Origin of the sequence: Pseudonocardia sp. T1-2H (genome assembly GCF_038039215.1) — a bacterium.
Classification (GTDB): domain Bacteria; phylum Actinomycetota; class Actinomycetes; order Mycobacteriales; family Pseudonocardiaceae; genus Pseudonocardia.
The window spans coordinates 6,124,783-6,147,332 of sequence record NZ_JBBPCL010000001.1; the positions used below are offsets into that span (position 1 = coordinate 6,124,783).

The window sequence follows — 22,550 nt, forward strand, 5'->3', positions numbered from 1 at the left end:
GAGTGTAGGCCGAACGGCCGCGCACCATGGAGCCACAACGCGCTCCTCGCACCCCGAACTCTCGCATTATGGAGCCACAACGCGCTTTTCAGGCCTCCGAGGTGGCGTTATGGCTCCATAACGCACAGTTCGGGAGGTCAGTGGACCTGGGCCGCGAGGTGGGCTGCGGAGGTGCGGCGGTTGCGGACGGACAGGTTCCAGCCGTCCCCGGCGCGCTGCGTCACCAGTTCCACCGCGGACGGCAGCAACAACGGCTTGCGGAACAGCACCTCGTACGTCGCCGCGTCCGGGACCCGGCCCTGCAGCGACGCGACCGCACGGGCCGCCGTCCACATCCCGTGTGCAATGGCCCGCGGGAAGCCGAAGGCCCTGGCCGTCAACGGGTTCAGATGGATCGGGTTCACGTCCCCGCTGACCGCGGCGTACCGGCGGCCGGTGTCCTTCTCCACCCGCCAGACCGCGGATGCCGGTCCGTCCACGTCGGACACCTCGGGCATCTCCCCGGCGAGCCCGGTGGGTGCGGACGCGCCGCGGGCCAGGTACGTGCTCCGCCCGTCCCAAACCGGTTCACCGGCCACGGAGACGGCCGCGACCAGGTCCACCTGCGCGCCCTTGGGATGAGCGGCGAACCGCTCCGCCCTCACCCGGACGTCGAGCCGCTCGCCGGCCCGGATCGCCCGGTGCGCGGTGATCCGGTTCCCGACGTGCACGAGCCCGGGCAGCGGCAGCGGGAACGCGCGGTCCGCCATCAGCTCGACCTGCAGCGGGAACGCGAGGACGTGCGGGTAGGTCAGCGGCAGGGTGTCGGTGAGCGCGAACCCGCAGACCCGCGCGTAGTCCGCGAGATGCCCGAGATCGACGGCGAGACCCTCGCGGGCGATCTCCCGGTCCGGCAGCGTCTTCCCGCGGCCGGGGAGCACCGCCCCGACCGCGGCCTTCGCGTACAGGGCTCCCAGAGCCATCACGCCCCCAGGATCGACTGGCCGCACACGCGCACGACCTGCCCGTTCACGCCGCCGCTCGAGGACTGCCCGAGCCAGCCGATCGTCTCCGCCACGTCGACCGGCAGGCCGCCCTGGCGGAGGCTGTTGACCCGGCGCCCGGCCTCCCGGGTGCCGAGCGGCATCTTCTGGGTCATCTCGGTCTCGATGAACCCCGGCGCGACGGCGTTGATCGTGGCCCCGCGCTCGGCGAACCTGGGCGCGTACGCCCGCACCATGCCGATGATCCCGGCCTTGGACGCCGCATAGTTCGTCTGCCCGCGGTTGCCCGCGATCCCGCTCTGCGACGAGACGCAGACGATCCGGCCGGCCTCGTGCAGCGCCGTCTCGTCGGCGAGCAGCGCATCGTTGATCCGCAGCTGGGCGGCCAGGTTGACGGCCAGGACCGAGTCCCAGCGCCCCGCGTCCATGTTGGCCAGCAGCTTGTCCCGGGTGATCCCGGCGTTGTGCACCACCAGGTCCACGCCGCCGTGCCGCTCGCGCAGGTGCCCGAGGAGCCGCTCGGGCGCGTCGGCGGCGGTGATGTCCAGCTGTAGCGCGACACCCGCGGTGCGGTTGGCGACCTTCGCCAGGTTCTCCCCGCCCCCGGGATGTCGACGGCGACGATCGACGCCCCGTCCCGCGCCAGGGTGTCCGCGATGGCCGCGCCGATCCCGCGCGCGGCGCCGGTTACGACGGCGACCCGCCCGGCGAGCGGCCGGTCCGGGTCGATCGGGTCGTCCATCCCGACCGGGTCCTGCGGCGTCCCCACCGGCACCCCGACGTGCACGACCTGCCCGTCGACGTACGCGGAGCGCGCGGACAGGAAGAACCGCACCGAGCTGTCGACGGCGGCGGGCAGCGCGTCCGCAGCGACGACCAGTAGGTTCGCGGTCGCACCCGCCCGCAGCTCCTTGCCGATCGAGCGGACCAGCCCGTCGAGGGCCTGGGCGACGGCGGCAGCTTCCCCCGTCGACGCTTCGGACGGCTCGGGCCCGAGCACGAGCAGCCGGCCCGACGGCGCGATCTTCCGCACCGCCGGCGTCAGGATCTGCTGGGCCGCGGCGAGGTCGGCGAGGGACGCGGCGGCCGTCAGGTCGAGGACGACGGCGGCGAGCTTCTCCTCGCCGGCGCTCTCGACGACGCCCTGCCCGGACTCCTCGACGAGCGCGGCGATCGGCTTCGCGAACCGGCCCGCGCCCACGCCGGTGACCAACGCGGGGCCCGGGAGCAGGGGTTGGCCGGGCTCGTGGCGGCGGAGCACGGGAACCCGCGGCACGCCGAGCCGGCCGGCGATGCCGGTGTTGGAGAAGTCCCGCAGACGGTCGTTGCTCATCTCTCCTCCACCGAAAAGATCATGTCGTCGGTCCTCACTTCGCAGCCTCCAGGATCGCGACGACGCCCTGCCCGCCCGCGGCGCAGATCGAGATGAGCCCCCGCCCGGAGCCCTTCTCGTGCAGGGCCTTCGCCAGCGACGCGACGATCCGTCCGCCCGTCGCGGCGAAGGGGTGCCCCGCGGCGAGCGAGGAGCCGTTGACGTTGAGCCTGCTGCGGTCGATCGAGCCGAGCGGGCTGTCCAGCCCGAGCCGCTCCTTGCTGAACGCCGGGTCCTCCCAGGCCTTCAACGTGGCGAGCACGGTGGACGCGAAGGCCTCGTGGATCTCGTAGAAGTCGAAGTCCTGCAAGGTGAGCCCGTTGCGCTCGAGCAGCCGCGGGACGGCGTGGACGGGCGCGGTGAGCAGCCCGTCCCGGCCGTGCACGTAGTCCACGGCGGCGGTCTCGGCGTCCACGAAGTGCGCCAGGACCGGGAGCTTGTGCTCGGCGGCCCACTCGTCCGAACCGAGCAGGACCAGCGCGGAGCCGTCCGTGAGCGGGGTCGAGTTCCCGGCCGTCATCGTCACGTCCTCGCCGCGGCCGAACACGGGCTTCAGCTTCGCGAGCTTCTCGACGCTGCTGTCCGGGCGCAGGTTGTCGTCCCGCGTGAGCCCCAGGTACGGCGTGACGAGGTCGTCGAAGAAGCCGCGGTCGTAAGCGGCGGCGAGGTGCCGGTGGCTGGCGGCGGCCAGCTCGTCCTGCGCCTCGCGAGAGACACCCCACTCCTTCGCGGTGATCGCCGCGTGCTCGCCCATGGACAGGCCGGTGCGCGGCTCGGAGTTCTGCGGGATCTCCGGGACGATCTGGCCGGGGCGCAGCTTGCCCAGCAGCTTCAGCCGGGCGCTCGCGCTCCGGGCGCCGTTGAGCGCCACCAGGATCCGGCGGAGGTCCTCGTTGACGGCGATCGGCGCGTCGCTCGCGGTGTCCACACCCCCCGCGACGCCGCTCTCGATCTGCCCCAGCTTGATCTTGTTGGAGACGGCGATGGCGGCCTCGAGACCGGTGCCGCAGGCCTGCTGGACGTCGTAGGCCGGGGTCGACGGGGCGAGCCGGCTGCCGAGCACGGCCTCGCGGGTGAGGTTGAAGTCCCGGGAGTGCTTGAGCACCGCCCCGGCGACCACCTCACCGAGGCGCTCGCCGGCCAGCCCGTAGCGGGCCACCAGCCCGTCGAGCGTGGCGGTGAGCATGTCGAGGTTCGACGCGCGGGCGTACTTGCCGTTGGCGCGCGCGAAGGGGATCCGGTTGCCCCCGATCACCGCGGCCTGGCGGGTCTGACGAGTCTTCGCGGCCATGAGCCCTTCTCTCCTGTGGGGGTGCCCTGCCTGTCCCGGTGCCCTGTCCTGTCCGGGTGAACAGCATTACCCACGAGTAGCTTGTACCCAAAGTACACGGTACTGTGAGTTTCATGAAGACCGCCCGGGACCGTCGGGACAGCCGGTGGGACACCCACCGGGAGCAGCGGCGTGTCGAGCTGGTCGCCGCCACCATCACCGCGGTCCGCCGGCACGGCGCGGGTGTCGGCATGGACGACATCGCCGCCGAGGCCGGCACCAGCAAGACCGCCGTCTACCGGCACTTCCGCGACCGCACCGGCCTGTACGTGGCCGTGTGCGAGACCGTCGCGAAGGTCCTCGTCGGACAGATCCGCAAGGCCACGGACCGGGAGTTCGGCGCCTCCGGACGCGGGCCCCGCTTCGCCCTCTCCGAAGGTATCGACGCCTACCTGCGACTGATCGAGTCGGACCGTGAGGTCTACCTGTTCGTGGTACACCGGCCGCTCCTCGATCCCGCGGTCCACGCCGCGGACCCCGTGACCGACCTCGTCGCCATGATCGGCGACCACGTCGCCGGCGTGATCGCGAAGCAGTTCCGCCGCAACGGCCACGACGACCCCGCCCGCGCCCGCTCGTGGGGGCACGGCCTCGTCGGCCTGGTCCGCGGTGCCGCGGACGACTGGATCACTCGGCCCGACGGCACCACCCGCGACGAGCTCACCGCCCGTCTCACCGACCTCGCCTGGGCCGGACTCGCCGGCCCGGCACCCTCCCCGGAGGTGACCGCATGACCGCCACACCCTCAGTAGAAGCACTCCGCACCGTTCTCGACGGCCGCTGGGCGAACGTCCGCGAGGACGTCCGATCCCGGATGGGCCTGTTCCGGCCCGCGAACCCGGACCTGAGCACCGAGGAGTACCGCGCCCGCGTCCTCGAGCTCGTCGAGGAGCTCGCGAAGACCGGGCACCCGCACACCGGGTTCGCCGAGGAGTACGGCGGCAAGGGCGACGTCGGCGGGGTCGTCGTCGCCTTCCAGGCCCTCGGCTACGGCGACCTGTCCCTCCTGGTCAAGGCGGGCGTGCAGTGGGGCCTGTTCGGTGGCGCCGTGCAGGTCCTCGGCACCAAGCGTCACCATGACGAGTACCTGCGCCGGATCATGGACGGCGAGCTGCTCGGCTGCTTCGCGATGACCGAGACCGGCCACGGGTCGGACGTCCAGCACCTGCGTACGACCGCGACCTACGACCCGTCGACGCGCGAGTTCGTGATCGACACTCCGGAGCCCGGGGCGCGCAAGGACTACATCGGCAACGCCGCGCGGGACGGGCGGATGGCCGTCGTGTTCGCACAGCTGGTCACCGAGGGCACCTCGCACGGCGTGCACGCGTTCCTGACTCCGATCCGGGACGACGAGGGCAAGGCCGTGCCCGGTGTCGAGATCTCCGACTGCGGGCAGAAGGCCGGGCTGAACGGCGTCGACAACGGCCGCCTCACGTTCGACCACGTGCGCGTGCCGCGGGAGGCGCTGCTCAACCGGTTCGCGGATGTGGCCGAGGACGGCACCTACTCGAGCTCGATCGAGAACGAGAACCGCCGGTTCTTCACGATGCTCGGCACCCTGGTCCGCGGCCGGATCAGCGTCGCGGGCGGCGCCGGCAGCGCCGCCCAGAAGGCGCTGGCCATCGCGATCCGCTACGGCGAGAAGCGCAGGCAGTTCAGCGACCCGGCCTCCGGTGAGGAGGTGGTGGTCCTGGACTACCGCGCCCACCAGCGCAAGCTGCTCCCGACGCTCGCCACGACCTACGCCCTGCAGTTCGCCCAGGACGATCTGGTGGCCGAGATGCACCGGCTGCAGTCGCCCGGCGCCCCGGAGGACGAGGCCGCACAGCGCGAGCTGGAGAACCGCGCGGCCGGGCTCAAGGCCGTGGGGACCTGGCACGCGACGGCCACGATCCAGGCCTGCCGCGAGGCCTGCGGCGGGGCGGGCTACCTGTCCGAGAACCTGATCCCGCAGCTCAAGGCGGACACGGACGTCTTCACGACGTTCGAGGGTGACAACACCGTGCTTCTGCAGCTCGTCGGCAAGGGGCTCCTCGGGGACTACAGCAAGCGGGTCGGGAAGCTCGGCCCGCTCGGCATCGCCCGGTTCGCCGGGGAGCAGGTGCTGGCGTCGGTGACCGAGCGGACCGGCGCCAACAAGCTCCCGAGCAGGCTGCCCGGGCGTGGCTTCGCGCCGCGGGACCGCGCGCAGCAGCGGAAGCTGATCACGGACCGCGCCGAGCACCTGCTCGCCGGCCTCGCCCGCCGGATGCGGCCCGCGCTGAAGAAGGGCGCGGACCAGTTCGGGATCTTCAACGCCGCCCAGGACCACATGCTCGCCGCGGCCCGCGCGCACGTCGACGCGCTGGTGTTCGAGTCCTTCGTGGACGCGATCGGGCGCGTGACGGACCCGGCGGTGCGGGCGCTGCTCGAGACGATCTGCGACCTGCACGCGCTCGCGGTGATCGAGCGGGACCGGGCGTGGTTCCTGGAGCACGGGCGGCTCACCGCCGCCGAGAGCCGGGCCGTCACGGGCGCCGTCAACGACCTCTGCGCGGAGCTGCGGCCGCACGCCCGGCTCCTGGTCGACGCCTTCGGGATCCCGGAGGGCTGGCTCGCCTGCCCGATCCTGGCGGACGAGAGTGCCACGGAGGCCGACTCCGAGCCCGTCCCGTCCATGGTGGGCTGACGCCCCTGTGCGCGGAAATCGTTGCCAGGGCGACGGTTTCCGCGCACGAGCGGCCGTTCGCGAGCCGGTAGATCGGTGCGGTGTCCATGCCCACCACGACTCCATACCCCCAGCCGGTATTTCTGGCCTATCGTCGGACCGTGGCCGTCGTCAGACCCGTGACCGATCTCCGCGCGGTGCGCGCCGTCCTGTTCGACATGGACGGGACACTCGTGAACTCCGACGCCGCCGTGGAACGGGCGTGGCGCACCTGGGCGGGCGAGTACGGCGTCGATCCGGAGCGGGTGATCCGCGTCGGGCACGGCCGGCCGTCGTGGGACACGATCCGCGAGGTCTGCCCGGACCTCGACGACGCGGAGAACGCCCGCGCGGGGGTGCGCCAGCTCGAGCTGCAGTACACCGATCTTGCCGACGTCGTCGCGACGGCGGGCACGCACCGCCTCCTCGCGACGCTGACGCTCCCCTGGGCGATCGTCACCAGCGCCGACCGGAGGTTGACGGCCGCGCGTCTCGGCGCCGCAGGGATCACGCCGCCGAAGGTGGTGATCACCAGCGAGGACGTCGTGCGGGGCAAGCCCGATCCGGACGGCTACCTGCAGGCGGCGGCCGCGCTGGGCGTCCCGCCGGAGGCGTGCCTGGTCGTCGAGGACGCGGACGCGGGGCTCGCCGCCGCCCGGGCCGCGGGTGCGCGGACCGCCGCACTGCGGGGCCTCGCCGGCGACGTCCCGATCAAGACGCTCGACGACCTCGTCCCCCTGCTCACCCGCCGGGTCGGTCCCGGGCGACGATCTCGGGCACCCGGTCGTTGATCCAGCCGATCAGGCCCGCGAGGTGTTCGGTGAGCCCCCGGCCCAGCTCGGTGAGGCTGTAGGTCACCTGCGGCGGCGCGGTGGCGGCGACGACCCGGTTCACGAAGCCGTCGGACTCGAGCGTCCGGAGCGTCTGCGCCAGCATCTTCTCGCTGACCCCGCCGACCTCCCGGCGCAGCGCGCTGAAGCGCAGCTCGTTCCGCGACAGTGCGACGAGCACGAGCACCGCCCACTTGGACGTCACGTGGTCCAGGACGGCGCGCGCCGGGCAGTTCTTGTCGAACGCGTCACCCGGGCCGGGCCACCTGACCGCCTCCACCTGCGCGCTCACGTCTGCTCCGTGTCCTTACCGAAAGGTACGTACTTACCAGAAGTGAGTACATCACCGTAGCGTCGCAAGCGCAACGAACCGAGGAGAGGAACACAGAGATGATCGTGGTGACCGGCGTGACCGGCAATCTCGGGCGCGTCGTCGTCGAGGACCTGCTGACCAGGGTCCCCGCCGACCAGCTCGCCGCCGTGGCACGCACTCCGGAGAAGGCCGCGGACCTGACGGAGCGCGGCGTCGACGTCCGCGCCGGGGACTACGACGACCCGGCGAGCCTCGAGGCCGCGTTCGCGGGTGCGGACGTCGTCCTACTCGTCTCGTCGCCGGACGTCACCCCGGGCACCCGGGCCCGGCAGCACGGGAACGCCATCACCGCGGCGAAGGCCGCCGGCATCGGGCGGATCGTCTACACGAGCGCGATCAAGGCGGACAGCGGTCCGGGTTTCCTCGCCGACCACGCCGCGACGGAGGCGCTGCTGCGGGAGTCCGGGCTCACCAGCACGGTGCTCCGCAACAGCTTCTACTCCGACTTCTTCGTCAACCCGGGAGTGGTGAAGGCGGCGGTCGACGCCGGCGAGGTGACCTCCGCGGACGACGGAAAGGCCCTCAACACCGCGACGATCAGGGACTTCGGGCTCGCCGCCTCCGCCGTGCTGACGGGCGGCGGCCACGACGACGCGGTCTACGAGCTGCGGGGCCCGCTGTGGACCTACGACGAGCTCGCCGCCACGATCTCCGAGGAGTCCGGGGCGACGGTCGTGCACCGGGAGATCCCGCTCGCCGAGGCCGGCGAGGGCGCGTTCGTCGCACAGCTCGTCGGCGACGGGTTCTTCGCCGAGCCGTCGGACGACCTGGAGAAGCTGCTCGGCCGCCCCGCGACGGGGATCCGCGAGCTCGTCCGTTCCGCTCTCGCCTGAGGCACCCTCGTGCGCGGAGAACGTCGCCGGAACAACGTTGTCCGCGCACGGGGGTCGGGCTCACGTGGCGAGGTCGGCGTGCTCCACCCGGAGGTCCTTCTTGAGGATCTTGCCGCTGGGGTTCTTCGGCAGGGACTCCGCGAACACGACGTACTTGGGCCGCTTGTACCCGGCGAGCACCTCGCGCGCATGCGCGTCGACCTGTTCCTTCGTCAGGGTGACGCCCTGCTTCGGCACGACGACCGCGGTCACGGCCTCGATCCAGTGTGGGTGGCTGATCCCGAACACGGCGACCTCGGCGACCCCGTCGAGCAGGTAGATCGCCTCCTCGACCTCCCGGCTGGCGACGTTCTCACCGCCGGTCTTGATCATGTCCTTCTTGCGGTCGACGACGGACAGGTAGCCGTTCTCGTCGATGATCCCCAGGTCGCCGGAGTGGAACCAGCCGTTCCGGAACGCCGCGGCCGTCTTCTCCTCGTCGCCGAAGTAGCCCAGCGCGGCATGCGGGCTGCGGTGCACGATCTCGCCCACCTCGCCCGGGGGGACCTGCTCGTCGTTGTCGTCGACGACGCGGGTCTCGACGTTCAGCGACGCCCGCCCGGCCGATCCGGCGTGCGGGAGCTGCTCGTGCGGACGCAGGATCGTGGCGAGCGGGGACATCTCGGTCTGCCCGTAGAAGTTCCAGAACTGCACGTCGGGCAGGCGCCGGGACAGCTCGCGGAGCACCTCGACGGGCATCGCGGACGCCCCGTAGTAGCCCTTGCGCAGGCTCGAGAGGTCCCGGGTGTCGAAGTCGGGGTGGCGCAGCAGGGAGATCCACACCGTCGGCGGGCAGAACAGCTTCGTGACCTTCTCCCGCTCGACCGTCGCCAGGAGCGTCGCAGGGTCCGGGCCGGGCAGGATGATGCTGGTCGCGCCCAGATAGACGTCGACGGAGAAGAAGCAGTCCAGCTGCGCGCAGTGGTACATCGGCAGCGTGTGGACCTCGACGTCGTCGACGCTCATGCCGCCGTCGACGGTGCAGGAGACGTACTGCGCGATCAACGACCGGCTCGACAGCATGACGCCCTTGGGCCGGGACTCGGTGCCGGAGGTGTACATCAGCCGGAGCGGGTCGTCGTCGGCCACCAGGACCCGGGGCGACGACGGGTCGCCGGCGTCGATCCAGGAGTCGACGTCCTCCCAGCCGTCCGGGGCACCGCCGCCGGTCAGGGGGATCGAGCCGCGCAGGCCGTCGGTGAGGCCGGCGCCCGAGAGGGCCTTCTCCGCGGTGGGGACCAGGGCGTCCTCCGCGACCATCCCGACCGCGCCGGAGTGCCCGAGGATGAACGCGATCTCCTCCGCGCCGAGCATGAAGTTGACCGGGACCAGCACCACGCCGAGCTTCGCGGTGGCGAAGACGAGCACCGCGTACTGCCAGGAGTTGTGGCTGAGCAGCGCCAGCCGGTCCCCCTTGGCCAGCCCGCGGTCCGCGAGGGCGTGGGCGCAGCGGTTCACCGCGACGTCGAACTCGGCGAAGGTCACCCGGCGCTCGCCCGCGACCACGGCGAGCTTGTCCGGGTAGCGCAGCGCGGTACGGCGCAGCAGGTCGCCGACCGAGTGCTGGCGCGCACGGGCGATCGACTCGGCGGTGGCGGGGGTGAAGGGCACGACGTCGGACACGCCCGAATACTGCACAACGGCCGAGCGGTTGGCCAGACCGTCCTGCGAGGCCGGACGACCTCACGCCGTGGTCAGGATCCGCGGGCCGTCCTCGGTGATCGCGATCGTGTGCTCCGCGTGCGCGGCCCGGGATCCGTCCGCCGTGCGCAGGGTCCAGCCGTCCGGGTCGTGCCGGTAGGCGTCCGTGCCGCCCGCGATCAACATCGGCTCGATCGCGATGACCAGCCCGGGGCGCAGGATCAGCCCGCGCCCGGCCGTCGCCTCGTTGGGGACGTGCGGCTCCTCGTGCATCGACCGGCCGACACCGTGCCCACCGTGGTCGGCCAGCATCCCGTAGCCCGCACCTCGCGCGACCCGGGCGATCGCGTGTCCGACGTCGCCGAGCCGGGCGCCCGGGACCGCCGCGGCGATGCCCGCGGCGAGCGAGCGCTCCGTCGCCTCGACCAGGGCCAGGTCGCCGGGGTCCGCCGGTGCGCCGACGACCATGCTGAACGCCGCGTCCGCACACCAGCCGTTCAGATGGACGGCGCAGTCGACGCTGAGCAGGTCCCCCGCCCGGAGCTTCGTGCGGCCGGGGATTCCGTGCACCACGGCGTCGTTGACGCTCACGCAGAGCACGCCCGGGTACGGCATCGGCGCCCAGCGCGGGTGGTAGCCGAGAAAGCTCGGCCGCACCCCGGCCTCGCGCATCAGCCGGTGGGCCAGCCGGTCCAGGTCGGCCGTGCGCACACCCGGCGCGGCCGCCTCACGCACCGCGGCGAGGATGTCGTGGACGACGGTGCCGGCCGCGTCGACGGCGTCGACCTCGGTACGGGTCTTCATCTCGATCACGCGATAACTATACCGGTATTACTATTCGGGCATGGTGCGCATCCCGCTGACCCCCGCCGACCGCGAGCGCGGGGAGCGGCTCGGCGCCGTCCTGCGCGGGGCCCGAGGGGAGCGCAGCATCGGCGAGGTCGCGGCCCTCGCCGGCATCTCCGCCGAGACGCTCCGGAAGATCGAGACGGGACGCATCCCCACCCCGGCGTTCTTCACCGTCGCCGCGCTCGCCGCCGTCCTCGACCTGTCCCTCGATCGACTCTCGGGCGCCACCGAGGCGGTCCGAACAGGGAGAACCTAGACTTCCGATCACCGGTGGCCGATCGTCACCGTCTGCCACCCCCGGAGGTCCGTGTGTCCACCCCACCCATCGATCCGCCCGTGGACGCCGAGGAGGCGAACCTCGCGGTCGGCAAGCAGAAGCGCGCCGCCGCCGGCCTCCCCGCGGTCCGGGTGAGCCTCACCCGGGCGGTCAGGCAGATGGGGGTCGCGAAGACCGCCCGGAACCTGCTGAAGCTCAACCAGGCCGAGGGTTTCGACTGCATGAGCTGCGCGTGGCCGGACCCGTCGCCGGAGCACCGGCACACCGCGGAGTTCTGCGAGAACGGCGCGAAGGCCGTCGCGTGGGAGGGCACCCGCTCGCGGGTGGACCGCGAGTTCTTCCGCGCCCATCCGGTGTCGGACCTGCAGACGCGCACCGAGTACTGGCTGGAGAAGCAGGGCCGGCTCACCGAGCCGATGGTCCGCCGCCCCGGTGGGACGCACTACGAGCCGCTGAGCTGGGAGGACGCTTTCTCGATCATCGGCGCGGAGCTCACCGCCCTGGACAGCCCGGACGAGGCGCTCTTCTACACCTCCGGGCGGGCGTCGAACGAGGCGGCGTTCGTCTACCAGCTCTTCGCCCGCGCGTTCGGCACGAACAACCTGCCGGACTGCTCGAACATGTGCCACGAGTCGACGTCCGTGGGCCTGGCCGAGACGATCGGGATCGGCAAGGGCTCGGTATCGCTGCAGGACCTGCACGAGGCCGAGCTGATCGTCATCTCCGGGCAGAACCCCGGCACGAACCACCCGCGCATGCTCTCCGCGCTGGAGATCGCGAAGAAGAACGGGGCGAAGATCCTCGCGATCAACCCGCTGCGCGAGGCCGGGCTGCTCAAGTTCGACAACCCGCAGAACGCGCGCGGCCTGACCGGCCTGGGCACGGACCTGGCGGACCGGTTCCTGCAGATCCGTTCGGACGGAGACCTGGCGCTGTGGCAGGCGTTCGGGCTGCTCCTGCTCGAGGCCGAGGACCGCACCCCGGGCACCGTCGCGGACCGGGACTTCATCTCCCGCCACACCCTCGGGTACACCGAGTGGGAGAAGAACGTCCGCAACCTGGACAAGCAGAAGGTGCTGGAGGCGACCGGGCTCGAGTGGTCGGAGATCGAGGCCGCGGCGGACATGCTGCTCGCCTCGAAGCGCACCGTGCACTGCTGGGCGATGGGTATCACCCAGCACCGCAACGCCGTCGCGACGATCAAGGAGTTCGTCAACGTCGCACTGTTCCAGGGCATGATCGGCAAGCCCGGCGCCGGGCTGTGCCCGGTCCGCGGCCACTCCAACGTCCAGGGCGACCGGACGATGGGGATCTGGGAGAAGGCCCCGGACACCTTCCTGGACGCCCTGGGCGCGGAGTTCGGTTTCGAACCCCCGCGCGAGCACGGCCACGACGCCGTGGCGTCGGTCCAGGCCCTGCGCGACGGCAGGGCGAAGGTCTTCATCGGGCTCGGCGGGAACTTCGTCGCGGCGATGTCGGACACGGCGGTCACCGAGGCCGCCATGCGCAAGGCGTCGCTGACCGTGCACGTCTCCACGAAGCTCAACCGCTCGCACGTCACCACCGGCAGGACGGCGCTGATCCTGCCGACGCTGGGTCGCACCGAGCGCGACCTCACCGGCGGGCGCGAGCAGCGCGTCACGGTGGAGGACTCGATGTCGGCGGTACACGCCTCCCGCGGCCGGGCGACGCCGGCGAGTCCGATGCTGCGCTCCGAGGTCGACATCATCTGCGGTATCGCCCGCGCCACCCTCGGGGAGCGCCACGACATCCCGTGGGCGGAGTTCGCGCAGGACTACGACGCCATCCGGCGACGGATCGGCCGGGTCGTCCCGGGCTGCGAGGCCTACGCGGACAAGATCGAGCTGCGCGGCGGGTTCGTCCTGCCCCACCCGCCACGGGACACCCGCACCTTTCCCACGAAGGAGAAGAAGGCGATCTTCTCGGTCAGCCCGGTCGAGGTCACCTCGGTGCCCGAGGGCCGGCTGGTCCTGCAGACCCTGCGCAGCCACGACCAGTTCAACACCACGATCTACGGACTCGACGACCGCTACCGCGGCATCCACTCCGGACGTCGCGTCGTGTTCGTCTCCGCGGCGGACCTGAACGAGCTGGGGTTCCGGGACGGGGACACGGTGAACCTCGTCAGTGAGTGGGAGGACGGCGTGACCCGGCGCGCGGACGCGTTCCGGCTCGTCGAGTACTCCACCCCGAAGGGCTGCATCGCCGCCTACTACCCGGAGACCAACCCGCTGATCCCGTTGGAGTCGCAGGCGATCGCGAGCGGCACCCCGACGTCGAAGTGGGTCGTCGTCCGGTTCGAACGCGCCTGATCCCCGTCGTTCCGAAGCGGCGTTCCGGCATTCGGCCGGGACGCCGCTTCACGCGTCTGCACACCATTGCCCGGCGCCGCGTCCGCATTCCTCGACCCGCAGTGCCCGATGCACGGGGTCGGGAAATATGACGCCGGCCCATTCTTCGCGGCACACCCCGGGTGTCCGAGCGAAACAACGTCACCGCTACTCCGTGCGCATGAAATCGCGTCGCGGGCCGAACCGGTAGTCCGTCGTCGCAGAAGCGACCCGCGATACCGCGTCCCGATTCTGTGTTCCCGTCGGGTTGAGCGAGAATGCAGGTTGGTAATCCCGTATTCGTGTGTGCGGGAGCGGGCTACCGGAGGCGGAGAGCGACCTTGCCGCGCGTGTGGCCGTGCTCCACCGCCGCCAGGGCGGCGCCCGCGTCCTCGAAGGGCCGGACGTCCGTGACGTGCGGGGTGAGCTCCCCGGCCGCGACGAGGCGGGCCAGCTCGGTCAGGACGGCGGTGCTGCGGTCCCGGACCACCTCGCCGCCACCGAGCTCCTTGGCCAGTTCCTTGTCCGCCACCGAGCGGACGCGGGAACGGTCCCCGGCCAGGACCGCGACCGTGCGCAGGGCCTCGCCCCCGACCAGGTCGAACACCGCGTCGACGCCCCCGGGCGCGGCCTCGCGGATCCGCTCGGTGACCCCGGGCCCGTAGGCCACCGGGGTGGCGCCGTAGGAGGCGATCAGATCGTGCTTCGCCGGGCCGGCGGTTCCCACCACGACCAGGCCGCGGGCCCGGGCGAGCTGCACCGCCGCGATGCCGACCCCGCCACCGGCCCCGTTCACCACCAGGGTGGCTCCGGCCGGGAGGGCCAGGCCGGTGAGGGCGTCGTGGGCGGTACCGGCCGCGACGGGGAGCACCGCGGCGTCCTCGGGGGAGACGCCGTCGGGGCGGTGCGCCGCGAACGAGGCCGTGACCAGCGCGAGCTCCGCCCAGCCGCCGACCATCCCGGGACAGCCGCCGAAGACCTCGTCGCCGACCGCGAAGCCGTCGACGTCGGGTCCGACCTGCTCGACGGTCCCCGCGACCTCCCGGCCCAGCACCGCCGGACCCGCGACGCCGTAGGAACCCTCGCGGAGCTTCCAGTCCCCCGGGTTCACCCCGGCCGCCCGCACCCGGACCAGCAGCTCGCCGGGGCCGGGGGTAGGCACTCCGACGTCGAGGAAGGCCTCGTTCTCGGGCCCGCCGACCGTCGTGAAGCCGTACGCCCTCATGCCTCCAGCGCCTTCCGCAGGTTCGCCAACCGGGACACGGCCTCGGCCAGCACCTCGTCCCTCTTGCAGAACGCGAACCGCACCAGCGTCCGCCCCAGGTCCGGGTCCGCGCAGAACACGGACACCGGGACCGCGGCGACGCCGACCAGGTCGGGTAGCCGCCAGCAGAACTCCGCCCCGTCCGCCACCCCCAGCGGTGCGACGTCGGTGACCACGAAGTACGTCCCGGACGACGGGTACACGGTGAGCCCGGCGGCCCGGAGCCCCGCGGAGAGCAGGTCCCGCTTGCCCTGCAGGCCCGACGCCAGGTCGTCGTAGAAGGAGTCCGGCAGGGCCAGCGCGTTCGCGATCGCGGGCTGGAACGGCGCCCCGCTCACGTAGGTCAGGAACTGCTTCGCGGCCCGCACCGACGCGAGCAGCTCGGCGGGACCGTGCACCCAGCCCACCTTCCAGCCCGTCACCGAGAACGTCTTGCCCGCGGAGGAGATCGTCAGCGTGCGGTCCGCGAGACCGGGCAGCGTCGCCATCGGCACGTGCTCGCGGCCGTCGTAGAGCATGTGCTCGTACACCTCGTCGGCGACGATCACCGCGTCGAACTCCACGGCCAGCTGCCCGATGAGCGTCAGCTGCTCCCGGTCCAGGACGGTGCCGGTGGGGTTGTGCGGGGTGTTGACCAGCACGACCCGGGTGCGCCCGGAGAACGCGGCGCGCAGCTCGTCCGGGTCGAAGGCGAAGCTCGGCGATCCCGATGGACCGGGTCGCAGCGGCACCGCCCGCAACGTGGCTCCGGCCAGCGCGATCGTCGCGGCGTAGGAGTCGTAGTACGGCTGGAACGTGACGACCTCGTCCCCCGGCTCGCACAGCGCGAGGATCGCGGAGGCGATCGCCTCGGTGGCGCCGGTCGTGATCAGCACCCGTTCCGGGTCGACCTCCTGGCCGTAGAAGCGGCGCTGGTGCTCCGCCACGGCGGTGCGCAGCTCCGGGATCCCCGGTCCCGGCGGGTACTGGTTGACGCCTCCGGTGACGTTCGCGGCGACGTCGGCGAGCAGCGACGGCGGGCCGTCGGTGTCCGGGAAGCCCTGGCCGAGGTTGATCGCGCCGGTCCGCAGGGCCAGCGCCGACATCTCGGCGAAGATCGTGGAGGTGAAGGGCCGCATCCGCGCCGCCATGGGTTCGCGCACGTCACCACCCTGACATGCGCTGGACCGGCGAACCGGCCCGGGCCATGCTGACCGGTCATGAGCCGAGTCGACGGGACCATCCGTGAGCTGTCCGACGCCGGCGTCGCCGGGTTGACGATCGCCTGGGCGGACAACAACGGGATCCCGCGCTCGCGGACCGTGCCGATCGCGGCACTGCACGACGTCGCCCGCACCGGGGTCGGCGTGACGCCGCTTTTCGCCGTCTTCGACAGCTCGGACGCGATCACGTTCGCCCACCCGGGCCTCGCGACGCCGTCCGGGGACGTGCGCCTGGTCCCGGACCACCTGCGCATCACCCGGCTGGCGGGCCAGCCCGCGCTCGCCTGGGCGCCCGGGACGATCGTGACCGCCGAGGGGGAGCCCTGGCCCTACGATCCGCGGTCCGCGCTGCAACGGCAGGTCGACGCCCTGGCCGAGGCCGGGCTCACCGCACGCGCGGGCTACGAGCTCGAGTTCGGGGTCTACCTCGACGAGGGGATGGCCCCCGCCCATCACGGTCCCGCGTACGGCCCGGCGGCGCTCACCGAGATCGACGCGTTCGTCGGGGACGTGCTGCACGACTTCCGCGCCAACGGCCTGCGGATCGGCCAGCTGCACGCGGAGTACGGCCCGGCCCAGGTCGAGGTGACGCTCGGCGCGGCGGACCCGGTGACCGCGGCCGACGAACAGCTGCTCGCCCGGCAGACGCTGCGGGCCGCGGCCCGGAAGCACGGGCTGTGCCTGAGCTTCGCGCCGCTGCCGTCGCAGGCGTCCGCGGGCAACGGCTGGCACCTGCACACCTCGTTGTGGCGGGGGGAGCGCAACCTGCTCGCCGGCGGCCCGGAGGGACCGGGCACGGACGGCGCCGCCTACGTCGCCGGGATCCTGCGGGACCTGCTCGCCGTCGCCGCGGTCAGCGCGCCGAGCCTCGGTTCGACGGCCCGCCTGCGGCCCGGCTTCTTCGCCGGCGCCTACGCGTTCTGGGGGGTGGAGAACCGGGAGGCGCCGCTGCGGTACGTGCCCGGGTCGGCGCTGCTCGGCGAGGACCACGCGAACCTCGAGCTCAAGACGTCCGACGCGTCCGGCAACCCGTACCTCGCGCTGGCCGCCGTGCTCGCGGCCGGCGCCGCCGGGGTGGCCGAAGGCCTCGTCCCGCCCCCGCCGGTCGCCGAGGACCCCGGCACGTGGAGCGACGCCGAGCGCGCCGCGAGCGGGATCGTCGCGCTGCCCACCACACAGGCCGGTCAGGAGGAGGCGCTGCTGGCCAGCTCGCGCGTCACCGCCGCGCTCGGCCACGACCTGCTCGGCGCGTTCCTCGCCGTCCGCCGGTCCGATGCGGCGGCGGCCGAGGGCAAGGACCTCGACGACGTCCTCAGCGGGCTCCGCTGGCGCTACTGACCGATCCTCGCCGCGGCCCGCAGCAGGCCGGGGGTGAGCCGGGACAAGGCCAGCGCGACGTGCGCCTCGGGCGTCACCGGGGCGAGCGCGACGTCCCTCTCCACGGCGCGCACCACGCGCTCCGCGACCTTCGACAACGGGTAGTTCCGCCGCAGGATCAGCGCGTTCGCGGAGCGCCGCTGCTCGGAGGCCGTCGACTCGTCCACGCCGACCATCCGGGCGGAGGACACGATGTCCGTGGGCACGAACGCGGGGCACAGCGCGGTCACGCCGATCCCCTGCCCGGCCAGCTCCGCGCGCAGGCACTCGGACAGCATCAGCACCGCGGACTTCGTCGTGCAGTACGCCGGCAGGCCCGCCACCGGCGTGAACGCCGCCGCCGATGCGACGTTGACGATGTGCCCGCCCTCGCCGTGCTCCCGCAGTTGCGCGCCGAAGAGCCGGCAGCCGTGGATCACCCCCCACAGGTTGACGTCCAGGATCGCCTCCCAGTCCTCGACGCCGGTGTCCGCGAAGGGCCCCGACACGGCGATCCCCGCGTTGTTCACCACGACGTCCGGCACGCCCGCCTCCGCCGCGACCCGGTCCGCGAAGGCGGCCATCGCGGCGCCGTCGGACACGTCGACCTCGTACGCCAGGCCGCCGGTCTCGAACGCGGTCTCCTGCGCCGTGGCCAGGTTCAGGTCCGCGGCGACGACGAGCGCGCCGCGCCGGCCGAACGCGTGCGCGACCGCGCGGCCGATCCCGCTCCCCGCCCCCGTCACGACGACGACCCGGCCGACCCAGCGGCCGACACCCTTCGCGACCGCCCGGGCCCGGCGCAGCGACGGCGTCTCCGCCGCGCCGTCGACGTGCGCGGCGAGCTCACGGACGCACCGGGCGACGACGTCCGGGCGCTCGCGGGGCAGCCAGTGCCCGCCGGGGACGGTCCGGACCCGCAGATCGTCGACGTACGGGGCGATCTGCGTCTGCAGCGCGGGCGTGACGAACGGGTCGTCGGCAGGGGCCAGGACCTGCACGGGGACGTCCGTGCGGACCGGCGCGCCCACCGGGCCGCCGATGTTCTCGCGGTACAGCTCGAGGCCGCGGACGGCGTCCGCGGTCCTGGGCCGCGGGACGCCCGCCCGGCGGGACATCACGGCGCCGATCAGGCCGGAGCGCCAGCCGAGCTCGGGCAGCACCGGAGCCCTGAACAGGAGCATGTACCAGGACGCCAGGGCCTGGCGGAGGCGGTCGCGGCGCCGGGCCCGGCGGTAGAAGGCGGCGACGTGCTCGCGCGCCGGCCCGGAGATCGACGTGAACGAGGCGACCCGCCCGTCGAGCGCCCCGTGCGTCACCGCGTGCCAGGCCTGGGTGGAGCCCCAGTCGTGGGCGAGCAGATGCACCGGCGTGCCGGGCGAGACCTCGTCGACGACGGCGCGCAGGTCCGCGGCGAGCCGCTCGATCCCGTAGCCGGCCCGCTCCCCGGGACGTCGGAGGCGCCGGCGCCCCGGACGTCGTAGGTCGCGACCCGGTGGGTGGCCACCAGCTCCCCGACCACGCCGTCCCAGACGGTGTGGTCGTCCGGGTAGCCGTGCACCGCGACGACCACCGGCGCCCCCTCCGGGCCGCTGACCTGCACCGCGAGCCGGAGCCCGTCCGTTGTGGTGATCACTGTCGCGCTGCTCGGCATGGGGCAACCCTAAGTCGCCCGGATCACAGCGAAACGCGCGCGGGAACATCACCCGGACGGGTGGGCTTGAGGCTGACGGTGGGTCGCGCCGTGGGGGGCGACGTCGGTGCGCCACCGGCCCCACCACGGACCAGGAGATGAAGGTGCCGCGTGACCACCACCCCTGATCGCACTCGGACGGAGAAACGAGCCCGGGGCACCGCCGCCCCCGCGACTCCCGCCACCCCGCCCGGGCGGCTCCGGACCACCCTGTTGCTGGGCGCGCTCATCGCGCTCGGGCCGCTCACCATCGACATGTACCTGCCGGCCCTGCCGACGCTGACCGCGGACTTGCAGGCCACGGCTTCGGCCGTGCAGCTGACGCTCACCGGCACCCTGGTCGGCCTCGCGCTGGGCCAGCTGATCCTCGGCCCGCTCTCGGACTCGCTCGGCCGGCGGCGCCCGCTGCTCGCGGGGACGGCGCTGCACGTGCTGGCGTCACTGCTGATCGTGGTCGCCCCGAACATCGCCGTGCTCGGGGCGCTCCGGGTGCTCCAGGGCGTCGGTACCGCGGCAGGCGCGGTGATCGCGCTGGCCGTGGTCCGGGACCTGTTCTCCGGCCGGGCCGGGGCCACCCTGTTCTCCCGGCTGATGCTCGTGATGGGCGCCGCCCCGGTGCTCGCGCCGACCATCGGCGGCGAGCTGCTGCGCGTCACGGACTGGCGCGGGATCTTCGTCCTGCTCGCCGTCTACGGCGTCGCCCTGATCGCGCTGCTCACGGTCATGCTCGGCGAGACGCTCCCGCCGGAGCGCCGGCGCAAGGCGGGCGTGGCGCACACCCTGCGCACCTATGGCGGCCTGTTCCGCGACCGCACCTACGTCGGCCTGGTCCTGGTGGCGGGGCTCGTCATGGCGGGGCTGTTCGCCTACGTCTCCGGCAGCTCGTTCGTCTACCAGGAGCAGTTCGGCCTCGACGAGCAGCAGTTCGGTCTGCTCTTCGGCGCCGGCGCGATCTGGCTGATCGCCGGTACCCAGCTCAACGCGGCCCTGCTGCGGCGGTTCGAACCGCGGCAGCTCCTGCCCGCCGCGATCGTCGGCGCGATGCTGGCCGGCCTGGCGCTGCTGATCCTGTCGTCGACCGGGACCGGGGGACTACCCGGCGTCGTCGCGCCCCTGTGGGTCGCACTGTTCTTCTGCGGGATCTCGATGCCCAACGGCCCGGCGCTCGCGCTCGCCCGGCACGGCGAGTCCGCCGGGACCGCGGCGGCGCTGCTCGGCGCGGTGCAGTTCGGCGTCGGCGCGCTGGTCTCGCCGCTGGTGGGCCTGCTCGGCAACGACGCGCCCGCGATGGGCGTCGTCATCTTCGCGGCCCTGCTGCTCGCGCTGCTGGTGCTCCTCACCGTCGTCCGGCCGTGGCAGCTGGCGGACCTCGACGAGGACGCCGCCGCCTGACCGCACCAGGGAGCCATGACGCGCTTGTCGAACCCCCGCCCTCGCGTCGTGGCTCCATGACGCGGGTCAGGTATGGGCGCGTTCCAGCTCCTTCTCCAGGCGCTCGATCGCCCAGACCGCCCAGCTGTGCACGGCGTCGTACTGCCGCACCCCGTACTCCGCGGCGAGCAGCCCGAACCCCTCCTCGCTGGTGAACGGCACGTCGTCGTTCTCCACCCGGATCCGGCGCAGCTCTTCCGCGCCCTCCCGGGTGTGCTCGGCGATCCCGCGGAGCAGGATCAGCGCGTCCTTCGGGTCCAGGGCGGAGATCAGGAACATCCGCAGCACCTGCTCGTTGCGGACCCGGCCCGCCCGCGGCGGCGCCAGCAGCCATTCGCGCAGCTCGGCGCGGCCCTCGGAGGTGACGGCGTAGGTCCGGCTGCCGCGTGCGCCCTCGTGAGTGACCTCGACGAGCCCGCGCTCCGCGAGCCGGTTCAGCTCCGGGTAGATGCTCGTGTGCCCGGCCTGCCAGGCGTAGCGGCCCAGGTCGCCCTCGAACGACTTCGTCAGCTCGTACCCGCTCGAGGGCCGGACGGCGAGCAGGCCCAGCAACGCGTGCGTCAGCGACATGCGAGGAGCTTAGCTGCCATCGTCGACATGTCACTATTGACATGTCGTGGGACACGGGTGCAGAGTCGCGGTCATCACCGAGGAGGACGCGACGATGACCACCGGCACCTCACCGCGCTACCTGACCGGGCACCTCGCCCCCGTCCCGGACGAGATCGAGGCCCGGGACCTGGCCGTCACCGGCATCCTGCCGCCCGAGCTGACCGGCCGGTACTTCCGCAACGGCCCCAACCCGCTGCCCGGCCAGGACCCGGGCCACTGGTTCATGGGCGCCGGGATGCTGCACGGCATCCGGCTCCGGGACGGCCGGGCCGAGTGGTACCGCAACCGCTGGACGCGGACGAGGGCCCTGCAGGGGCAGCCCTTCATCCGACCGGACGGCACGTTCGACCGGACGGCCGTCGTCGCCAACACCCACGTCGTCGAGCACGGCGGGAAGATCATGGCGCTGGTCGAGAACGGCTTCCCGTACGTCGTGACGCCGGAGCTCGACACGGTCGGTCCGGACGACTTCGGGGGCCGGCTCACCACCGCGATGACCGCCCACCCCAAGACCGACCCGGCCACCGGTGAGCTGCACTTCTTCGGCTACGGCTTCGCCCCGCCGTTGCTCACCTACTACCGGCTCGACGCCGCCGGGACGCTCGTCGAGAGCGCCGCGATCGACGTGCCCGGGCCGACGATGATGCACGACTTCGCGATCACCGAACACCACGCGGTGTTCATGGACCTGCCGATGACGTTCCAGTTCCGGCAGGGGATGCCCTACGCCTGGGACGAGTCCTACGGCGCCCGCCTCGGCGTCATGCCGCTGGACCGGCCGGGCGAGGTCCGCTGGTTCGCGATCGACCCCTGCTACGTCTTCCACGTCGGCAACGCGCACGAGGACGCGGCCGGACGGATCGTCCTGGACGCCGCGCGGTACGCCCCCGCGGACGTCGCCGCCATGTGGGACGCCCTCGGCCCGAACCCGGCTGGTCATGCCTCCGCCGCCGCGTCGACCGGCCTCGCCCGGCTGCACCGCTGGACCCTGGACCCGGCCACCGGCGCCGTCACCGAGAGCGCGCTGGCCGAGCGCGGGCTCGAGTTCCCCACCCTCGACGACGAGCGGGTGGGCCGCCCGAGCCGCTACCTGTACGCGGTCGCGGACCCCGGACACGCGGCCGGCGGGAGCGCGATCCTGCGCTACGACGGCGAGCGGGGCAGCACGTCCGCGCACTCGCTGGGCCCGGACGTCGTCGCCGGGGAGGCGGTGTTCGTACCGGCCGCCGGCATCGATCGCGGTGAGGACGAGGGCTGGCTGCTCTCGGTCATCACCACCCGGGACGGGAAGGCGTCCGAGCTGCTCGTGCTCGACGCGTCGGACGTCTCGGCCGCGCCGGTCGCGACCGTCACGCTCCCGCGCGGCGTGCCCGCGGGCTTCCACGGATCCTGGATCGCCGACGCGCGGGAGGAGTCGTGATCGCC

General features: G+C 72.9%; 19 protein-coding genes and 1 pseudogene. 9 read left to right on the top strand and 11 right to left on the bottom strand.

The annotated features are described in order from the left end of the window. Positions 1 to 137: 137 nt before the first annotated feature. The 3 genes and pseudogenes from WBK50_RS30205 to WBK50_RS30215 all read right to left on the bottom strand — a co-directional run bounded on the left by WBK50_RS30205 (position 138) and on the right by WBK50_RS30215 (position 3,646). Positions 138 to 962, bottom strand: coding sequence for a MaoC/PaaZ C-terminal domain-containing protein (locus tag WBK50_RS30205; protein WP_341339556.1), 825 nt, complete (start codon positions 960 to 962; stop codon positions 138 to 140). Further along, positions 962 to 2,316, bottom strand: a pseudogene (locus WBK50_RS30210) (3-oxoacyl-ACP reductase). The gene WBK50_RS30205 and the pseudogene WBK50_RS30210 overlap by 1 nt, the downstream one beginning before the upstream one ends. Before the next feature lie 34 nt (positions 2,317 to 2,350). Next, entirely contained in the window at positions 2,351 to 3,646 is a 1,296-nt protein-coding gene (locus WBK50_RS30215) for an acetyl-CoA C-acetyltransferase (protein ID WP_341338820.1), read from the bottom strand. Positions 3,647 to 3,759: 113 nt separating this feature from the next. Here WBK50_RS30215 and WBK50_RS30220 point away from each other — a divergent pair, with 113 nt between their 5' ends. The 3 genes from WBK50_RS30220 (at position 3,760) to WBK50_RS30230 (ending at position 7,165) form a co-directional block, all read left to right on the top strand. After that, on the top strand, positions 3,760 to 4,419 hold the full coding sequence (locus WBK50_RS30220; protein WP_341338821.1) for a TetR/AcrR family transcriptional regulator: 660 nt from the start codon (positions 3,760 to 3,762) through the stop codon (positions 4,417 to 4,419). After that, complete coding sequence (locus WBK50_RS30225) at positions 4,416 to 6,356, top strand: acyl-CoA dehydrogenase family protein (RefSeq protein WP_341338822.1); 1,941 nt, start codon at positions 4,416 to 4,418, stop codon at positions 6,354 to 6,356. The genes WBK50_RS30220 and WBK50_RS30225 overlap by 4 nt, the downstream gene beginning before the upstream one ends. Positions 6,357 to 6,496: 140 nt before the next feature. Then, positions 6,497 to 7,165: an HAD-IA family hydrolase gene (locus tag WBK50_RS30230; protein ID WP_341338823.1), complete on the top strand. Its 669-nt coding sequence runs from the start codon at positions 6,497 to 6,499 to the stop codon at positions 7,163 to 7,165. Here the strand turns inward: WBK50_RS30230 and WBK50_RS30235 are convergent. Beyond that, the gene (locus WBK50_RS30235; protein WP_341338824.1) at positions 7,116 to 7,496 is read right to left on the bottom strand and encodes a winged helix-turn-helix transcriptional regulator; all 381 of its coding nucleotides are present in this window, start codon (positions 7,494 to 7,496) and stop codon (positions 7,116 to 7,118) included. The two genes, WBK50_RS30230 and WBK50_RS30235, sit on opposite strands and share 50 nt — an antisense overlap. 98 nt (positions 7,497 to 7,594) lie before the next feature. On the opposite strand from WBK50_RS30235, the gene WBK50_RS30240 reads away from it, so the two are divergent. After that, positions 7,595 to 8,410, top strand: coding sequence for an NAD(P)H-binding protein (locus tag WBK50_RS30240; RefSeq protein WP_341338825.1), 816 nt, complete (start codon positions 7,595 to 7,597; stop codon positions 8,408 to 8,410). Positions 8,411 to 8,470: 60 nt separating this feature from the next. Here the strand turns inward: WBK50_RS30240 and WBK50_RS30245 are convergent, their stop codons facing one another. Together WBK50_RS30245 and map are read right to left on the bottom strand one after the other, a co-directional pair. Beyond that, complete coding sequence (locus WBK50_RS30245; protein WP_341338826.1) at positions 8,471 to 10,072, bottom strand: acyl-CoA synthetase; 1,602 nt, start codon at positions 10,070 to 10,072, stop codon at positions 8,471 to 8,473. A 60-nt stretch (positions 10,073 to 10,132) separates the two neighbouring features. Continuing rightward, positions 10,133 to 10,903: a type I methionyl aminopeptidase gene (map, locus tag WBK50_RS30250; protein ID WP_341338827.1), complete on the bottom strand. Its 771-nt coding sequence runs from the start codon at positions 10,901 to 10,903 to the stop codon at positions 10,133 to 10,135. A 31-nt stretch (positions 10,904 to 10,934) separates the two neighbouring features. Between map and WBK50_RS30255 the strand changes: the two genes are divergently transcribed. Further along, a complete protein-coding gene (locus WBK50_RS30255; RefSeq protein ID WP_341338828.1) occupies positions 10,935 to 11,195 on the top strand; it encodes a helix-turn-helix domain-containing protein in 261 nt (86 codons plus the stop codon). Positions 11,196 to 11,248: 53 nt separating this feature from the next. Beyond that, a complete protein-coding gene (locus tag WBK50_RS30260) occupies positions 11,249 to 13,549 on the top strand; it encodes an FdhF/YdeP family oxidoreductase (protein WP_341338829.1) in 2,301 nt (766 codons plus the stop codon). Between the two features lie 337 nt (positions 13,550 to 13,886). On the opposite strand, the gene WBK50_RS30265 is transcribed toward WBK50_RS30260, so the two are convergent. Both WBK50_RS30265 and WBK50_RS30270 read right to left on the bottom strand, forming a co-directional pair. Then, the gene (locus tag WBK50_RS30265) at positions 13,887 to 14,792 is read right to left on the bottom strand and encodes an NADP-dependent oxidoreductase (RefSeq protein WP_341338830.1); all 906 of its coding nucleotides are present in this window, start codon (positions 14,790 to 14,792) and stop codon (positions 13,887 to 13,889) included. Beyond that, positions 14,789 to 15,973 (bottom strand): pyridoxal phosphate-dependent aminotransferase, encoded by a 1,185-nt coding sequence (locus tag WBK50_RS30270; protein WP_341338831.1) that lies wholly within the window; start codon positions 15,971 to 15,973, stop codon positions 14,789 to 14,791. The genes WBK50_RS30265 and WBK50_RS30270 overlap by 4 nt, the downstream gene beginning before the upstream one ends. 57 nt (positions 15,974 to 16,030) lie before the next feature. Here WBK50_RS30270 and WBK50_RS30275 point away from each other — a divergent pair, with 57 nt between their 5' ends. After that, on the top strand, positions 16,031 to 17,371 hold the full coding sequence (locus WBK50_RS30275) for a glutamine synthetase family protein (RefSeq protein WP_341338832.1): 1,341 nt from the start codon (positions 16,031 to 16,033) through the stop codon (positions 17,369 to 17,371). Here WBK50_RS30275 and WBK50_RS30280 read toward each other — a convergent pair. Then, on the bottom strand, positions 17,365 to 18,816 hold the full coding sequence (locus WBK50_RS30280; RefSeq protein ID WP_341339557.1) for an SDR family oxidoreductase: 1,452 nt from the start codon (positions 18,814 to 18,816) through the stop codon (positions 17,365 to 17,367). The two genes, WBK50_RS30275 and WBK50_RS30280, sit on opposite strands and share 7 nt — an antisense overlap. After that, the gene (locus tag WBK50_RS30285) at positions 18,705 to 19,043 is read right to left on the bottom strand and encodes a hypothetical protein (RefSeq protein ID WP_341339603.1); all 339 of its coding nucleotides are present in this window, start codon (positions 19,041 to 19,043) and stop codon (positions 18,705 to 18,707) included. Before WBK50_RS30285 ends, WBK50_RS30280 begins: the two co-directional genes overlap by 112 nt. 150 nt (positions 19,044 to 19,193) lie before the next feature. Between WBK50_RS30285 and WBK50_RS30290 the strand changes: the two genes are divergently transcribed. After that, positions 19,194 to 20,474 carry a multidrug effflux MFS transporter gene (locus tag WBK50_RS30290; protein ID WP_341338833.1) on the top strand — a complete coding sequence of 427 codons (1,281 nt, stop codon included), beginning with the start codon at positions 19,194 to 19,196 and terminating at the stop codon, positions 20,472 to 20,474. Positions 20,475 to 20,540: 66 nt separating this feature from the next. Here WBK50_RS30290 and WBK50_RS30295 read toward each other — a convergent pair whose 3' ends face one another. Further along, on the bottom strand, positions 20,541 to 21,083 hold the full coding sequence (locus tag WBK50_RS30295) for a PadR family transcriptional regulator (RefSeq protein WP_341338834.1): 543 nt from the start codon (positions 21,081 to 21,083) through the stop codon (positions 20,541 to 20,543). 94 nt (positions 21,084 to 21,177) lie between these two features. Here WBK50_RS30295 and WBK50_RS30300 point away from each other — a divergent pair, with 94 nt between their 5' ends. Further along, positions 21,178 to 22,545, top strand: a complete 1,368-nt coding sequence (locus WBK50_RS30300; protein WP_341338835.1) for a carotenoid oxygenase family protein — start codon at positions 21,178 to 21,180, stop codon at positions 22,543 to 22,545. The last annotated feature ends 5 nt before the right edge of the window (positions 22,546 to 22,550 follow it).

Excerpts from the sequence above, each read along its gene's own strand:
- WBK50_RS30205 (WP_341339556.1), bottom strand. The coding sequence starts at position 962 with ATGGCTCTGGGAGCCCTGTACGCGAAGGCCGCGGTCGGGGCGGTGCTC.
- WBK50_RS30215 (WP_341338820.1), bottom strand. The coding sequence starts at position 3,646 with ATGGCCGCGAAGACTCGTCAGACCCGCCAGGCCGCGGTGATCGGGGGC.
- WBK50_RS30220 (WP_341338821.1), top strand. The coding sequence starts at position 3,760 with ATGAAGACCGCCCGGGACCGTCGGGACAGCCGGTGGGACACCCACCGG.
- WBK50_RS30225 (WP_341338822.1), top strand. The coding sequence starts at position 4,416 with ATGACCGCCACACCCTCAGTAGAAGCACTCCGCACCGTTCTCGACGGC.
- WBK50_RS30240 (WP_341338825.1), top strand. The coding sequence starts at position 7,595 with ATGATCGTGGTGACCGGCGTGACCGGCAATCTCGGGCGCGTCGTCGTC.
- WBK50_RS30255 (WP_341338828.1), top strand. The coding sequence starts at position 10,935 with ATGGTGCGCATCCCGCTGACCCCCGCCGACCGCGAGCGCGGGGAGCGG.
- WBK50_RS30265 (WP_341338830.1), bottom strand. The coding sequence starts at position 14,792 with ATGAGGGCGTACGGCTTCACGACGGTCGGCGGGCCCGAGAACGAGGCC.
- WBK50_RS30275 (WP_341338832.1), top strand. The coding sequence starts at position 16,031 with ATGAGCCGAGTCGACGGGACCATCCGTGAGCTGTCCGACGCCGGCGTC.
- WBK50_RS30285 (WP_341339603.1), bottom strand. The coding sequence starts at position 19,043 with ATGCCGAGCAGCGCGACAGTGATCACCACAACGGACGGGCTCCGGCTC.
- WBK50_RS30295 (WP_341338834.1), bottom strand. The coding sequence starts at position 21,083 with ATGTCGCTGACGCACGCGTTGCTGGGCCTGCTCGCCGTCCGGCCCTCG.
- WBK50_RS30300 (WP_341338835.1), top strand. The coding sequence starts at position 21,178 with ATGACCACCGGCACCTCACCGCGCTACCTGACCGGGCACCTCGCCCCC.